Origin of the sequence: Pseudotabrizicola alkalilacus (genome assembly GCF_003443995.1) — a bacterium.
Classification (GTDB): Bacteria; Pseudomonadota; Alphaproteobacteria; order Rhodobacterales; family Rhodobacteraceae; genus Pseudotabrizicola; species Pseudotabrizicola alkalilacus.
In genome coordinates this window covers 127,303-141,565 of the sequence record NZ_QWEY01000002.1, presented here as the reverse complement: position 1 = coordinate 141,565, position 14,263 = coordinate 127,303, and the positions used below count along the sequence as shown (strand labels likewise).

At 63.3% G+C, this 14,263-nt stretch carries 20 protein-coding genes; 2 read left to right on the top strand and 18 right to left on the bottom strand.

The genetic code is table 11. The annotated features are described in order from the left end of the window. Positions 1-18: 18 nt before the first annotated feature. The 8 genes from D1012_RS04645 to hspQ form a co-directional block, all read right to left on the bottom strand. Positions 19-459: a molybdenum cofactor biosynthesis protein MoaE gene (locus D1012_RS04645; RefSeq protein WP_118150188.1), complete on the bottom strand. Its 441-nt coding sequence runs from the start codon at positions 457-459 to the stop codon at positions 19-21. Between the two features lies 1 nt (position 460). Continuing rightward, positions 461-712: a molybdopterin converting factor subunit 1 gene (gene moaD / locus D1012_RS04640; protein WP_118150187.1), complete on the bottom strand. Its 252-nt coding sequence runs from the start codon at positions 710-712 to the stop codon at positions 461-463. After that, on the bottom strand, positions 709-1,377 hold the full coding sequence (gene pgsA, locus D1012_RS04635) for a CDP-diacylglycerol--glycerol-3-phosphate 3-phosphatidyltransferase (protein WP_118150186.1): 669 nt from the start codon (positions 1,375-1,377) through the stop codon (positions 709-711). The genes moaD and pgsA overlap by 4 nt, the downstream gene beginning before the upstream one ends. A 46-nt stretch (positions 1,378-1,423) precedes the next feature. Continuing rightward, positions 1,424-2,113 (bottom strand): pseudouridine synthase, encoded by a 690-nt coding sequence (locus D1012_RS04630; protein WP_118150185.1) that lies wholly within the window; start codon positions 2,111-2,113, stop codon positions 1,424-1,426. Positions 2,114-2,215: 102 nt separating this feature from the next. Next, on the bottom strand, positions 2,216-2,674 hold the full coding sequence (locus tag D1012_RS04625) for a GAF domain-containing protein (RefSeq protein WP_118150555.1): 459 nt from the start codon (positions 2,672-2,674) through the stop codon (positions 2,216-2,218). A gap of 339 nt (positions 2,675-3,013) precedes the next feature. Then, entirely contained in the window at positions 3,014-3,478 is a 465-nt protein-coding gene (locus D1012_RS04620) for an ATP-binding protein (protein WP_158569203.1), read from the bottom strand. Further along, entirely contained in the window at positions 3,450-3,794 is a 345-nt protein-coding gene (locus D1012_RS04615; protein WP_118150183.1) for an STAS domain-containing protein, read from the bottom strand. The genes D1012_RS04620 and D1012_RS04615 overlap by 29 nt, the downstream gene beginning before the upstream one ends. Positions 3,795-3,859: 65 nt before the next feature. Then, positions 3,860-4,186: a heat shock protein HspQ gene (gene hspQ / locus D1012_RS04610; RefSeq protein ID WP_118150182.1), complete on the bottom strand. Its 327-nt coding sequence runs from the start codon at positions 4,184-4,186 to the stop codon at positions 3,860-3,862. 85 nt (positions 4,187-4,271) lie between these two features. Here hspQ and D1012_RS04605 point away from each other — a divergent pair, with 85 nt between their 5' ends. Both D1012_RS04605 and D1012_RS04600 read left to right on the top strand, forming a co-directional pair. Beyond that, positions 4,272-5,153 (top strand): AEC family transporter, encoded by an 882-nt coding sequence (locus D1012_RS04605; protein WP_118150554.1) that lies wholly within the window; start codon positions 4,272-4,274, stop codon positions 5,151-5,153. Positions 5,154-5,232: 79 nt separating this feature from the next. Then, positions 5,233-5,823 carry a transglycosylase SLT domain-containing protein gene (locus D1012_RS04600; protein ID WP_118150181.1) on the top strand — a complete coding sequence of 197 codons (591 nt, stop codon included), beginning with the start codon at positions 5,233-5,235 and terminating at the stop codon, positions 5,821-5,823. A 20-nt stretch (positions 5,824-5,843) separates the two neighbouring features. On the opposite strand, the gene D1012_RS04595 is transcribed toward D1012_RS04600, so the two are convergent. The 10 genes from D1012_RS04595 to ilvD all read right to left on the bottom strand — a co-directional run bounded on the left by D1012_RS04595 (position 5,844) and on the right by ilvD (position 14,257). Beyond that, the gene (locus D1012_RS04595; RefSeq protein WP_118150553.1) at positions 5,844-6,446 is read right to left on the bottom strand and encodes a LolA family protein; all 603 of its coding nucleotides are present in this window, start codon (positions 6,444-6,446) and stop codon (positions 5,844-5,846) included. A 160-nt stretch (positions 6,447-6,606) separates the two neighbouring features. Next, entirely contained in the window at positions 6,607-7,497 is an 891-nt protein-coding gene (locus D1012_RS04590) for an ornithine cyclodeaminase family protein (RefSeq protein WP_118150180.1), read from the bottom strand. Further along, the gene (locus D1012_RS04585; RefSeq protein ID WP_118150179.1) at positions 7,494-8,120 is read right to left on the bottom strand and encodes an HAD family hydrolase; all 627 of its coding nucleotides are present in this window, start codon (positions 8,118-8,120) and stop codon (positions 7,494-7,496) included. The genes D1012_RS04590 and D1012_RS04585 overlap by 4 nt, the downstream gene beginning before the upstream one ends. 54 nt (positions 8,121-8,174) lie before the next feature. After that, a complete protein-coding gene (locus D1012_RS04580) occupies positions 8,175-8,636 on the bottom strand; it encodes a YaiI/YqxD family protein (protein WP_118150178.1) in 462 nt (153 codons plus the stop codon). 15 nt (positions 8,637-8,651) lie between these two features. Continuing rightward, a complete protein-coding gene (gene fghA / locus D1012_RS04575; RefSeq protein WP_118150177.1) occupies positions 8,652-9,482 on the bottom strand; it encodes an S-formylglutathione hydrolase in 831 nt (276 codons plus the stop codon). Next, a complete protein-coding gene (locus D1012_RS04570) occupies positions 9,482-10,414 on the bottom strand; it encodes an AEC family transporter (RefSeq protein WP_118150176.1) in 933 nt (310 codons plus the stop codon). Before D1012_RS04570 ends, fghA begins: the two co-directional genes overlap by 1 nt. Positions 10,415-10,662: 248 nt before the next feature. Further along, positions 10,663-11,037: a hypothetical protein gene (locus D1012_RS04565; protein ID WP_118150175.1), complete on the bottom strand. Its 375-nt coding sequence runs from the start codon at positions 11,035-11,037 to the stop codon at positions 10,663-10,665. A gap of 21 nt (positions 11,038-11,058) precedes the next feature. After that, positions 11,059-11,832, bottom strand: coding sequence for a DUF6478 family protein (locus tag D1012_RS04560; protein WP_118150174.1), 774 nt, complete (start codon positions 11,830-11,832; stop codon positions 11,059-11,061). 132 nt (positions 11,833-11,964) lie between these two features. Further along, positions 11,965-12,540 carry a cation transport ATPase gene (locus D1012_RS04555; RefSeq protein WP_118150173.1) on the bottom strand — a complete coding sequence of 192 codons (576 nt, stop codon included), beginning with the start codon at positions 12,538-12,540 and terminating at the stop codon, positions 11,965-11,967. Continuing rightward, entirely contained in the window at positions 12,521-14,257 is a 1,737-nt protein-coding gene (gene ilvD / locus D1012_RS04550) for a dihydroxy-acid dehydratase (RefSeq protein ID WP_435530900.1), read from the bottom strand. Before ilvD ends, D1012_RS04555 begins: the two co-directional genes overlap by 20 nt. Positions 14,258-14,263: the final 6 nt, after the last annotated feature.

Genomic DNA, 14,263 nt, shown 5'->3' with positions numbered 1-14,263 from the left:
CTCCGCCTGCCCCACGCGCTACCAGCGCCGCAGAGCCGCCTCGTCCTCATCCTTGGCCGCAACCCAGACCGCGCCATCCGGCCCCAGTTCCTTTTTCCAGAACGGCGCACGGGATTTGAGGTAATCCATCAGAAACTCCGCCGCCGCAAAGGCATCGGCCCGGTGCGGCGACGCTGTGGCGACCATCATGATCATCTCACCCCCCGCCAGCCGCCCATAGCGGTGGATCACCAGCGCGTCGGTCAAAGACCAGCGCGCCCGCGCCTGATCCATCATCGCCGCAATCGCGCGGTCTGTCATGCCGGGGTAATGCTCGATCTCCATCGCGGCCAATGTCCCGCCATTGTCGCGCACGATGCCGGTAAACGTGACCACCGCCCCCGCGCCCGCCGCACCCGCGGCAAACGCGACCGACTCGGCCCCCAGATCGAACGGCGCGCTCTGGACCGATACCCGCATCTCAGCCGCCCGTCATCGGCGGGAAAAACGCCACCTCACGCACCCCGGCAAGGGGGGCGTCAAACGACGACAGCTCCTGATCCAGCGCGACCCGCAGGCTGGCAAGATCGGCAAAGGCCAGCGCATAGCGCTCTTCCCGCGCGACCAGTTCGGCAATCAGATCCGCCACGGTTGCGGCCTGCGTCTCGATCCGTTCGCGCGGCAACCCGATCCGCTCGCGCACCCAGGCGAAATACAAAACCTCGACCGTCACGGCGTGTCATCCTTCAGATAGGGCAGCGACTTGCGGAAATAATCCCAGCCGGTTGCCATCGTCAGAATGGCCGCCAGCCAGATCAGGCCAAGCCCGACCAAAGTGGCAACCGAAGAACAGCCCCGCGCCCCGCACGACCGAAGCGGATCGGCAAGACCCTGCGTCACCAGCCCGGCATACTGTTCGGTGGTCATCCCGCGCCGCGCGATGCCCTCCAGATGCTCCAGCCCGGTGCCCAAAAACAGCACCGCAATCGCCACCATTTGTGCCGTGGTCTTCCATTTGGCCAGTTTGGTGACTTTCAGAAGCCCCGCCTTTTCGGCCAGAAACTCGCGCAGACCCGAGACAAACACCTCGCGGAACAGGATCAGGGTGACCGGCAGGATCAACCAGGGATTCATACCGGAATAGCCGGTGATGATCACCAGCGCGATCACCACCATCGCCTTATCGGCAATCGGGTCCAGCATGGCCCCGAACTTCGATTCCTGCTGCCAGCGCCGGGCAATATAGCCGTCAAACCAGTCGGTAATGGCGGCCACCACAAACAGGGTCAGCGCGAACCAGTCGGCCCAGGGCCGGTGGAAATACAGGAACATGATCGCAACGCCGGGCGCAGCAATCAGGCGCATCACCGTCAGAATATTGGGCAACGTCCATCTCATGCCAGATGCTTAAACTATTAACAGCCGCAGAGGAAAGCGGATTTGCTCAGAAAGGCAGCGGGGCGCGAAAGGTCACCAATTCCCCCGTCGCCGGATGGTGCAGGCTCAGCGTCTCGGAATGCAGCATCAGGCGCGGGGCGTCACGTGCAGGCCCGGTTGCATAGATCTGATCGCCGATGATCACATGCCCCAAGGCCAGCATATGCACCCGCAACTGATGGCTGCGCCCGGTCAGAGGGTGCAGGCGCACGCGGGTTTCGCTGTCGTGGCGACCGATCACCTCCCAATCGGTACGCGCGGGGCGGCCGTTTTCATGATCGACCATCTGCCGTGGGCGACGCGGCCAGTCGCTGCCGAGCGGCAGATCGACATGGCCCCGGTCTTCCGCCATTTCCCCCCAGACCCGTGCGATATAAGTCTTGCGCGCCCGGCGCTGTTCAAATTCCTGCCCCAGAAAGCCCTGTGCCTGCTTGGTGCGGGCAAAGATCATCACGCCAGAGGTATCGCAATCCAGCCGGTGCACCAAAAGTGCATCCCAGCGCGCGGCCTGCAGCCGGGTGATCAGGCAATCCTGCCGCCCCTCCAGCTTGCCGGGCACACTCAGCAGCCCGGCGGGCTTGTCCACCACCAGAATATGCGCGTCTTCATGCAGGATCGCCAAGGGCACATCCGGCGGATCATAGCCGAAATCCGGGATCAGGCTGGGGGCGTTATCGGGGGCAATGCGTCGGGTCATCGGATGGGGCGGCCCGCAATGAGTCCGGGCGCGAACGCCATCGGGGAAAGCAGTTCCGACCCCATACCGTCAAAAACGGCAATCGGTGCCACGCGTGGCCTGTCAGTTTGCATCGCGAAACACATCTGCCAGCAGCGCGGTGAAAAACGCCTCATCTGCGGTGGTAAAGGCCGCCGGGGTGTTGCTGTCCAGATCGAACACCCCAAGCAGAGTGCCCGCACCATTCCACACCGGCAAAACCAGTTCAGACCGGGTGGAGGAGGCGCAGGCGATATGGCCGGGAAAAGCATCGACATCAGGCACGTTCTGCACCTCCCCCGTCCGCGCACAGGCGCCGCAGACGCCCCGCGAAAACGGAATCACCAGACAGCCATGCCCGCCCTGATACGGCCCGATCTTCAACAGCTCGGGCGCCACCACGCGGTAAAAGCCGGTCCAGTCGCTGAACGGGTGGGCATGATGCACCTCGCATGCCACGGTGGCCATCAGCGCCACCGCATTGGTTTCGCCATGGGTCAGCGACAGAATCGCACTGCGCATCGTCTGGTAGTCAGGGGTCATTTCGGTATCCCAAAGCCATGCCATCCTGCGCGGCCATCCTGCAGGTCCGCACAGCCCCAGCCCCTAACACACCGGCCTGCATCCCGCCAAGCGGGGGTTGGGCTGAAGGCGCTGCCCATAGGATGCGGGAAAGCGCCCTGTGACGTCACGGCGAGGCACATCTAGGGGAGGTCGCAGCATAGGGAACCTCGGCGCCGCGAACTGGGTGGGGGCAATATCCGCAGCGCCGAGGGAAGCTTTATGCAGCTACCCGTTCAATATCGGCAGTCTGCGCGTCAGTTTTAGGGGGAAACTGCGGCACTTTCGCGTCAGATCCGAAGCCATGGAAACAATGTGCCGCTAATGCGGGTATTGTTGCGCCGATATGCGGAATGACAGGAGATTCCGCTCCCCCTCACGGCGGTAGTTCAGATCTTCGGACAGGGACCGAATCAAATGCCAGCCGAAGCCGCCTTCGGGTAAATCATCACCGGGGCGCAGCGGGGCAAGCTCCCCCACCGGCACGCCCACGCCCGGCAATGGCGCGCCCGCATCCATGATGCGACAGTTCAGACCGCGGGCGGAGATGTCGATTGTCAGCTCGATTTCACCCGGAGATTGGGCATAGGCGTGTTCGACAATGTTGTTCAGCGCTTCGGCCAGAACGATCTGGGCGGCGTCACGGGCATCCGCGCTCATCCGGCCGGCCATCAGTCGGTCGAACAATGCGCACAATGCCTGACGCACGGCCATCGGATCAGCGTCGATGACAATACAGGTATGAGCTCCCCGCTCGTCAGACGACATCACGAAAGCTGCCCGCATCTGCCGGAACATTACGATGGATGATGAACACAGAATCCATCCGCGTCAGGCGAAACACCTTTTCCACTGCAGCGGTCAGCCCTGCCAATTCCAGCGGTCGGTCCGGGCCCAGGAATTTACGCACCGCCACCACGGCACCCAGACCCGAGCTGTCGATGAACCCGACGCGCGACAAATCCAGCACCACCCGGCGCGCATCTGCCGATGTCAGATCGCGCATCCCATCCTTGAAATCAATCGCTCCGGCGGCATCAAGGCGCGTTTCGCGCAGATGAACGATCATCAGATCTGGGGTCTGGGTACAGTCCAGTTGCATTCTTGCCCTCCGGTTTCACCGCAAGGCTAACGTGCAGTGGTTACCGTCCGGTCAACGCCCGCCAGTCAATTCAGCTGAAACTGCAACGGATACCGGCCATCCTCGAAATCGCCGAACAGATCACTCAGGTCCGGATGGCCGACAGGCTCGCCGGTTTCATCGGGGACAAGATTCTGTTCCGAGACATAGGCGACGTAATAGCTTTGGTCATTTTCGGCCAGCAGGTGATAAAACGGCTGATCCTTTGACGGGCGGCTTTCTTCGGGGATGTTCTCATACCATTCATCGGTGTTGGAAAACATCGCATCCACATCGAAAACGACACCCCGAAAGGGGTGTTTGCGATGCCGCAGCACCTGACCAAGGTGGTATTTCGGTGTTAATCTCAGCATCACATTGCATCCCCTGATGATGGTTATTAATCCCGATGGCAGTGTCTTGTCCACCTGACAGGCGTTGATACAGGGAAACAAACTGTTGGTCCTTGTCCTCACAGTGCTGGAAATCGTGGCCCCGGTCGGCCTGCTCGGGTCCATCGGATACCTGTGGGTCAGGACCGGCCATGAATACCGGATGGAGTTCATCACCCGGCTGACCATGACGCTGTCGGTGCCTGCGCTGATCTTTACCGCCTTGATGAAAACCGAGCTGGACCCCGGCGCGCTGACGGCGGTGACACTGGCGGCGATTGCCGCCTATGGGGCGCTGACCGTGATCCTATGGGGCGTGGTCCGGGCGCTGCGGCTGGACCGGCGCACGTATCTGGCGCCCCTGATCTTCGGCAACACCGGCAATGTCGGCCTGCCGCTGGCGCTGTTTGCCTTTGGCGAGGCGGGCCTGGGCTATGCTGTGGTGATCTTTGCGGTGATGCTGATCTGGAGCTTCACCTTTGGCATCTGGCTGGTCGCAGGCGGCGGCTCGCTGCTGCGGGTGGTCAAGGAACCGGCGATGTGGGCCACTCTGCTGGGGGCGCTGTTCCTGTGGCAGGGCTGGCAAACGCCAATGTGGCTGACCAATGCGCTGACGCTGCTGGGGCAGATCGCGATTCCCATGATGCTGATCACGTTGGGGGTCGCGGTGGCGCGGTTGACGCCGGGGCGGATGACCCGCGCGGTCTGGCTGTCGCTGATGCGCGGCGGGCTGACCGTGGCTGTCGCCGTCGCGGCGGGCCGGTTATTCGGGCTCGACCCGGTGGGTTTTGCGGTGTTGGTGCTCCAGATCAGCACGCCGGTTGCAGTCACGTCTTACATGCTGGCCGAAAAATATGGCGCCGATGCCGATGCGGTGGCGGGGCTGGTCATCGCCTCCACCCTGCTTGCCGTGATCACTTTACCGCTCACTCTCGGTTTTCTGATCTGAACGCCCACCTTGCCCCATTTCCCCCGCCCCGGTTTTGCCCTATTGTACGGGGTAATAAAGAAAAACGTGCGAGGGGCAGATGAGCAGACTTCTCCGCGCGTCGATGTTGTTGCTGTTGCTGGCTGCCTGTGGCGGTGGAAGCAGTCAATTCTCGGCGCCCCGTGATTTGGAAAACGCCTGCGCCATCGTGCGTGAGCGTCCCCAATACTTCCGCGCCATGCAGGCGACCGAACGCAGATGGGGCATTCCTGTCCATGTGCAGATGGCGACCATCCATCAGGAATCGAAATTCATCGGCAATGCCCAGACCCCGCACAAGTTTGCGCTGGGGATCATTCCGATGGGGCGGCAGTCTTCGGCCTATGGCTATTCGCAAGCGCTGGACGGTACCTGGGAAGAATACCAGCAAGAGCAGAACCGCCGCAGCGCCCGCCGGGACCGGATCTCTGATGCCACCGATTTCATGGGCTGGTACATGGACCAGAGCGAAAAACGTCTGGGCATCTCAAAGGCAGATGCCCAAAGCCAGTATCTGGCCTATCACGAAGGCCGCACCGGCTTTGCCCGGCAAAGCTATCTGGCAAAGCCATGGCTGGTCGATGTTGCAGGGCGCGTGCAGCGCAGGTCCGAGATGTATGCGCTGCAGCTCACCAGCTGCGGCCGACGCTGAACGCGCCAGAGGCGCGGCCGTTACAGGCCGCGCTTGCGTGTTTCAGCGGTAATGTCGAAATACGAGGCGGGCATCGAACCGCCCTTTGTCATCTCGCCCAGAATGACCGTGGTTTTGTTGCCGACATCATCGGTGATGATCCACTGGCGCAGCTCCACCGGGCTGGCGGTAAACACCAGCTCGATCGTGCCATAGGCCGGGTTCTCCGGATCCTGCGCGATGACGCGGGTGGTGTTCTCCACCTCGGTATGTCCCACGACCATGCGGGCGCGGCCAAGGTTCACATCCGCCGCCAGAATCAGGTTCAGCGGCGTGCGGCGCAGCGGATACTGCTCTGGCGGCTGATTTGACTTCGCGTCAAAGATCGCCACCTGTTGCCCCCCCGCCATCACCAGCGAACGATCCGGTGGCGCATATTCAAACCGGATCCGCCCGGGACGCCGGATAAACAGCTTGCCGGTGGCGATGGTGCCGTCGCCGTTGATCTGGGTGAAATCCGCCTGCACCGTCGTCAGGCTGTTCAGATAGGCGGACAACTCGGCCAGCGGAATCCGGGCGGCAAAAGCCGGGGCGCCAAGCGCGAAAAGGGCGAGCGGGGCCAATATGGCGGTTCTGCGGTTCATGCTTTCCATATAATCGCCCCGATGCACCCTTGCATCATCCATTGCAAAACATTGCGGGCTTTTGCCGATCCTGTGATGGTCCGTGCGTTGCCGCACTCATCCGGGGGATGGCGGGGTTCACCCCGCCCTATGTCGCGGCAAAGGCGGGATGACTCCCGCCCTACGCCATCTTCGCGATGTAATCCGCCGTCATCAGATCCAGATGCGCCCCGCCGCCGTTCTTGGCGATGGTGATCTCGTCCTCCGACCGGCGGCTGTAAAACGCCGGATCATCGTAGAAATCCGCAATCACATCAGCCTCAGACATCGCCCCGCTCTTCATGGGCTCGATCAGCTCGCCGATATGACCGATCGTCGTGGCCCGGCTGTCAACAAACACCCGCGCCCGCGCCATCGCCTCGTCATCGACCTCGCGCATGGCGGCGGTATAGGCCCCGATCAGATCCAGATGCTGCCCCGGTTGCAGCCATGCGCCCAGCACCAGCGAGTCTTGCGACATGGTGCAGGTGCAGATGATATCCGCCGCTTTTACCGCCTGCTCCAGATCTTCGGCCACCGGCAGGTCCATCGCTTCGGCACTGGCCCGGCTCCGGCTCCAGACCGTGAACTCCGCCTGCGGAAAGACGCTGGCATAGGCGCTGACCATCGAACGCGCCACCGTGCCCGCACCCACTAGCAAGATCCGGCGCGAGTCTTTTCGTGCCAACCGCCGGGCCGACAGCAAAGAGTCGCCCGCCGTCTTCCATTTCGTCACCAAATGAAAATCGACCAGCGCCGTCAGCACGCCGGTCTTGTCGTCAAACAGCGTCACCGCCCCGTTGACCGACGGCAGACCCAGCCCGCCATTGCCCGGAAACACCGTCGCCACCTTGACCAGCTGCCCCAAACCGTCAATCCATGCCGCCCGGTTCAGCAACGTATCCCCGTCCCGTTGCAGCACCATATCCCGGATCTCAGCCCGTGGCCGCAGGTGCCCGGCCTCCAGCGCGGCGGTCATCCCGGCCCAGCTCAGGCTCGGCTCGACCTCTTGCCCGATGATCTGCACCGTCATAGCCCGGCCTCGCCACGGGTCAGCAGCCCCTCGTCCACCAGCCGCTCCGCCCAGCCCTGCCAGCCGGTGAACAGATGCACCCGCCAGCCCCGCGCCGCCGCCGCGTCAATGTTCTCGGGTTTGTCATCGGTAAAGATCAGCCGCTCCGGCGCGATCCCGGTCGCCGCCTCCAGCTGGCGGTAAATTTCGGCATCCGGCTTGATAACGCCCATCCGACCGGACACAAAGGCGCGGTCGAACTCGCTCAGAAAATCATGCTGGCTTTGGGCATAGGCAAAGGTGTCATCGCCAAAGTTGGTCAGCGCCAGCACCGGAACGCCCTTGGCCCGCAGCGCACGCAGCAGCGCGATCGAGCCTTCGATCCGCGGTGCCGCCATCTCGATCCAGTTGTGATACCAGCACAGAATATGCTCGGACCAGTCCGGATGCGCGGCGGCATGCGCCTCGACGGTTGCCCGAAACGGCGCACCGGCATCAATGCGCATGTTCATGTCCTCGACATCCGTCTCGGCAAACAGCCGCCGCCGCTCGGCCTCGCCCAGCCGCTTGTCGTAGAACCCTTCCGGGTTCCAGTACATCAGCACATTGCCAATATCAAAAACCACTGCCTCGGGTTGTGTCATGCTGCACCTCTGTCTTGTCCGTTGTGACGATAGAGCCTTGGCCGCCGCCGGAATTCAATCCCCGCCGTCACGCTGCGCTGCCCGCAATGTCCGGTCCAGCACATCCAGAAACCGCGAGCGGTCGGCCTTGGAAAACGGCCGCCCACCGCCCTGACGGAACGGATCGGCGCTGCGCAGATCCTGCATCAGATCGCGCGTGGCCAGCACCATGCCGATGTTGGCGGTGTTCAGCTCTTCGCCGTTGTGCTTGACCACCCGCGCCCCCGCCGCCACGCATTTTGCCGCCAGCGGAATATCCCCGGTGACCACCACATCGCCCACGCCGCAAGCCTCGGCGATCCACTTGTCAGCCTCGTCCGGGCCAGAGGCGACAAAGACGCTCTCGACCAAGGGGTTAGGCGACGGCCGGATGCCGCCGTTCGACACCACCAGCATGTGAATGCCCAGCCGTGTCGCCACCCGCTCGGCCTCGGCCTTGACCGGGCAGGCATCGGCATCAATGAACAACCGCGTCATTCAACAGCCCTGCGCTCAGCCATACAGCGCTTTCGCATGAAAGCCGATGTGCTCTTCCATGAAGGTGGAGACAAAGAAATAGCTGTGATCATAGCCCTTTTGCAGCCGAACCGCACCGCCCTGCCGCCGCGCCGCCATCGCCTCTGCCAAGGCTTCCGGCTTCAGCAGATCGACAAACTGGTCAGAGCTGCCCTGATCCACCAGTATCGGCCCGTCAAACCCACGCTTGCGCATCAGAAGCGTGGCATCATGCCCGGCCCAGGTGCTTTCATCCTTGCCAAGGTAAGCCGCAAACTGCTTGCGGCCCCAGTCGCTGGCAGTCGGGTGACAGATCGGCGCAAAGGCCGACACCGATTTGAACCGCCCCGGAAAGCTCATCGCGATGGTCAGCGCGCCATGCCCGCCCATCGAATGCCTGGTGATCGCCTGCGCTTCTTCGGCCAGCGGAAAGGCGTTGAACAGCAGGCGCGGCAGTTCATCCGTCACATAGTCCCACATCCGGAAATGCGGGGCCCAGGGCTTTTGCGTGGCGTTGACGTAAAAGCCCGCCCCCTGCCCCAGATCAAAGGCGGCATCATTCGCCACCCCCTCGCCACGCGGCGACGTATCGGGAAACACCACCGCGACCCCGGCCTCGGCGGCCCAGCGCTGTGCGTTGGATTTCACCATCGCATTCTCATGCGTGCAGGTCAGACCCGACAGAAACCACACCAGCGGCACCGGCCCATCCTCGGCCCCTTCTGGCAGAAACAGACCAAAGGTCATCTCGCCGCCTGTCGCCGTTGAGGCATGGGAATACACCCCCTGCACGCCGCCAAAAGCCCTGTTTTCTGATACCGTCTTCATCACGCCCCTCCATTCACCAAGGCAATCACCGCCGTCACCGTCAGCACAGAGGCCGCCGTAGACAGCAGGATCGCCGTCGAAACCCGTTGTGGGGCCACGCCGAAATGCGCGGCCAGAATATAGACATTACCCGCTACCGGCAGGGCGGCGGCGGCAATCATCACCCCCGCCGCATAGCGCTCCACCGGGAAAATCACCAGAGCCGCCACAGCCACAGCCGCCGGATGCAGCACCAGCTTGGCGCCCGCCAGCCAGGCCGCCACCTGCACCCGCTCGGCACTCCGCCCCGCCAGCGACGCGCCGATGGCAAACAGCGCCCCCGGCGTGGCCGCAGCGCCCAGCGTGGTCATGAACTCATTGACCGGCCCCGGCACCGCCCAGCCGGTCGCACCCCAGGCCAGCCCCAGCACGATCGACACGATCATCGGGTTTTTCAATAGCCCCAAGCCCAGCACCCGGAAGATCCCCAGACTCATCCGCCCTTCGCGCCGCGCCGTGATCACCAGCGTAATCACCGATGAAAACACGATCAGATCCACCGCCAGCACCAAAAGCACAGGCCCCGCCGCCGCAGCCCCCAACAGCAAGACCAGCATCGGCACGCCAAGGAAGCCGACATTGCCGATCACCGCGCATTGCGCCTCGACCGCCGCTTCCTCCACCGAAACGCCGCGCCACAGCGCCACCCCGGTGGCCAGCAGATAGACCACGACCGAGGCCGACAGATAGGCGAACACAAAGGTCCAGTTAAATATCTCGCCAAGGGACAGATTGGCCGCAAAACCGAACAGCATCGCCGACAGCGCGAAATAGAACACGAACTTCGTCAGCGCCGCCGTCGCCTCAGTCCCGAAAAACCGTGTGCGCCCAGCCAGATAGCCCAGCCCGATCAGGGCAAAGAACGGCAAGGTTTTCAAAAGGATCGGCAGCATGCACCGGCTTTCATGACAACATTGATCAAAGCGTTTCACGCCCGCCCCAAAGACGCAACCACTGCCTCTGCTCAGGCGGCAAATATCCTTAGCCAGAGTCGCGCCCGTTGCGCGACGGGGGCGGAACGCCCCCTCACCGGGAGGGATCGCGGCGCAAGCCGCGGCCCGACACATCGCTTGCGGGCGACAGCCCGCTCCATCAGATCACGCCGGGGCAGAAATCACCCGCAGGGCAGCACTTGCGCCCCCTACCCCACCGTTTCCAGACAATGCCGCCGGAACGCGCGTTTGAGCATGTCCAGCTCCTGCCGCAACAAATCGACCTCGGCGCGCATGTCATCTTCCATCGCGACCCCGGTGATGATGGTGAAATGCGCCAGCGTCTCATCGCTGCCCGCCTCACGGATCAGAAAGGTCTGCACCCCCTCAGACAGCACATCCGCCGGAATCGGCACCCGCACTGCCCATTCGCCGGCCCGGCCTGCGACAGGCTCGGCCACCACCCCGGCAATGGGGCGCTCCAGCAACAGCACCTCCAGCTGCGGCGGGGTGTCGATGCCGCTCAGCACGCCTTCCCAGAGTCCGGCGCGGATGCGGGTTTTGGTCAGCCGTTTCTCGATCATCTCTGCCTCACAATTCAGCGCTTACAGCTCGGCCCGGGGGCGGCGGCTGAACGTCACATCCCGCAGGATGATCTGGTTCATCTCCGGCCCTTCAAAGATCAGATCCACCCACAGCCGTTCGACCCGCTTTTCGTTGATCTTGCTGTAGGCAAGATCGAATTCGACCATCACCTCTTCATCCCCCAGCGGCAGTTCGCGCACGATTTGTTCAACATTCGGCCCATGCTTGATGTTGAGCCGGGCGAAAATCTCCAGCGGTTTTTCCATCTCGACGATCACATCCAGCCGGATCAGATGCCGCAGCTTCAGCCCCGCCGCCGCCTCGGGCGGCAGGTCCATCACCAGACTCAGGAACGAGCCGTCAAAGCGGAACACGTCCATCCGAAAGCCAAACGGCGCAAGGTCAGACTGCCGCGTGTTGCGGATCTGGCGCACGGTCAGCTCACTATGGCGGCAATCGTGAAACACCGTCGCCCCGTCGCAGACCAGCGCCCGCCCCGGTACCGACGAAAACCCCGGCACCGGAATCGGCCCGCGCCACAGCATTGGCCGCCACGACCAGTCGGTGCCCAGCGGGCGGCGCATGGCGTTTGACCCGATCACCGGCAACGCAAGGCGATGGTCCGCCTCATGGATCACCCGGTCCAGCTGCCGGCGGATCGACCGCGCCCGCCCGCGCACCGCGCTCAGGGTTTCCAGATCCAGACTGGTTGCACGCTCGGCCAATGCGCCCCAGCGGCGCTGCACCCGACGTTGCAACACCCGATCAAGAAACGCATCAAACCTGCCTGCCATATGCTTTTCCGCAACTCTACCCGGTACTCAGCGTCGATTGTTCACGACGAGGAAACGATTCCCTTTATTGCCGGAAAAATCTTAAGACTCCACAGCGATTGCAGAAAGATCGCGCAGCCACGGCCTTTCGCCTCAGCGATTGGCCCGGCGCAGCGCTTTTGCGGTGCTTTCCACCAGCTTGCGGCTCTCGGCCTCGTCCAGATCAGGGCCCGAGACCTTGACGCTGACCGTGCGGCCCTTCATCGCTGTCATTCCGCGCCAATAGACCCCTTCGCCCCGGTCCGACACGCGGAACAGGAACAGATCCCCCACACTCAGAGCCGATGTCACCGACACATCCGCCGCACGTCCGCGCTTGCTCAGCGATTTGCGCCCGGCGTCAGAGGCGAAAAACGCCGCCATCTCCTGCCCGCCTGCCGCCATCGCGGCCCCGCTTCCCGGCCGGCCAAAGGTGACAGAAATCACCGCAGGCACCGCTGCCGCCTGATCCGTGCAGCGCCCCAGCAGAACCGCCACCGCGCCGTCAGCCTGTTTCAGCGTTGCAGGGTCCGGGCAATAGCCCGCCGGACCCTGCACCGTCACATCCTGCGCGCGCAGCACCACCGTTTTTGGCAGGGCCGTCTCGGCATATGCTGACAGGGGCTGGCCGATAACCAGCCCCAGCAGCAGTGCCCGCGCCAGAACCAGCTTACTGGTCCATATAGACATGCTTCTCCGCCTTGGCCCCCGGATGGGTCACAGCCCCCCAGCGCGCACCGCCAACCAGTTTGGCGTATTTGTACAGCGCCCCGGTGGCATATTGCGTCTCACGCGGGCCTTTCCACTCGGCCTTGCGCGCCGCCAGCTCGTCATCGGTCAAAGCCACCGACAGTTCGCCAGTCAAAGCGTTCAGCGTGATCACATCGCCGGTCTTGAGCAGCGCAATCGGCCCGCCATGCGCGGCCTCTGGCCCGACATGGCCGACGCAGAACCCGCGCGTGGCCCCCGAGAACCGGCCATCGGTGATCAGCGCCACCTTTTTGCCCATGCCCTGCCCCGACAGGGCGGCGGTGGTCGACAGCATCTCCCGCATCCCCGGCCCGCCTGCCGGGCCCTCGTTGCGGATCACGATCACATCGCCTTCGCTATAGGCGCGGTTTTTCACCGCTTCGAACGCGTCTTCCTCGCATTCAAACACCCGCGCGGGGCCGCTGAACACCTGCTCGGCCTCTGACATGCCCGCAACCTTGACGATCGCGCCATCGGGGGCGAGGTTGCCTTTCAGCCCGACCACACCGCCGGTCTTGGTGATCGGGGTGCCGATGGAATAGATCACCCGGCCATCCGCATCGCCGACAATCTCATCCAGCGACTCGCCGATGGTCTTGCCGCTGGCGGTGATGCAGTCTTCGTGCATCAGGCCCAGCTTCATCAGCTCTTTCATCACCACCGGCACGCCGCCGACCTCATACAGATCCTTGGCCACATATTTGCCGCCCGGACGCAGATCGACGAAATAGGGCGTGTCGCGCATGATGTCGGCCACGTCGAACAGGTCGAAATCAATCCCCGCCTCATGCGCAATCGCGGGCAGGTGCAGCGCGCCGTTGGTCGACCCGCCGGTGCAGGCCACAACCCGCGCCGCATTCTCCAGCGATTTGCGCGTGACAATATCCCGCGCGCGGATGTTCTTTTCGATCAGGTTCATCACGGCGACGCCAGACGCCTCGCCATACTGGTCGCGCGACTCATAAGGCGCAGGCGCGCCTGACGAGTTCAGCAGCGCAAGGCCGATGGCTTCCGACACGCAGGCCATCGTATTGGCCGTATATTGCGCGCCACAGGCACCGCTGGACGGGCAGGCCACCCGCTCCATGATCTCCAACTCGGCCGCCGACAGTGTGCCGGCCTGATTCTTGCCCACCGCCTCGAACATATCCTGCACGGTGATGTCCTGGCCCTTGTAGCGGCCTGGCAGGATCGACCCGCCATAGATGAACACCGACGGCACGTTCAGCCGCACCATCGCCATCATCATCCCCGGCAGCGACTTGTCGCACCCGGCCAACCCCACCAGCGCGTCATAGCAATGCCCGCGCATCGTCAGTTCCACCGTATCGGCAATCGCATCGCGCGACGCGAGCGACGAGCGCATCCCCTCATGCCCCATGGCAATGCCATCGGTCACGGTAATGGTGGTGAACTCGCGCGGGGTACCGCCGCCCTTTTTCACGCCATGCTTCACGATCTGCGCCTGACGGGCCAGCGAGATATTGCAAGGCGCCGCCTCGTTCCAGCAGGTCGCCACACCGACCCAAGGCTGGTGAATCTCTTCCTCGGTGATCCCCATGGCATAGAAATATGACCGGTGCGGCGCGCGCGCCGGGCCTTCGGTCACATGACGGCTGGGAAGTTTCGACTTGTCGAAACGCGTGTTCGTGGACATGGGCAT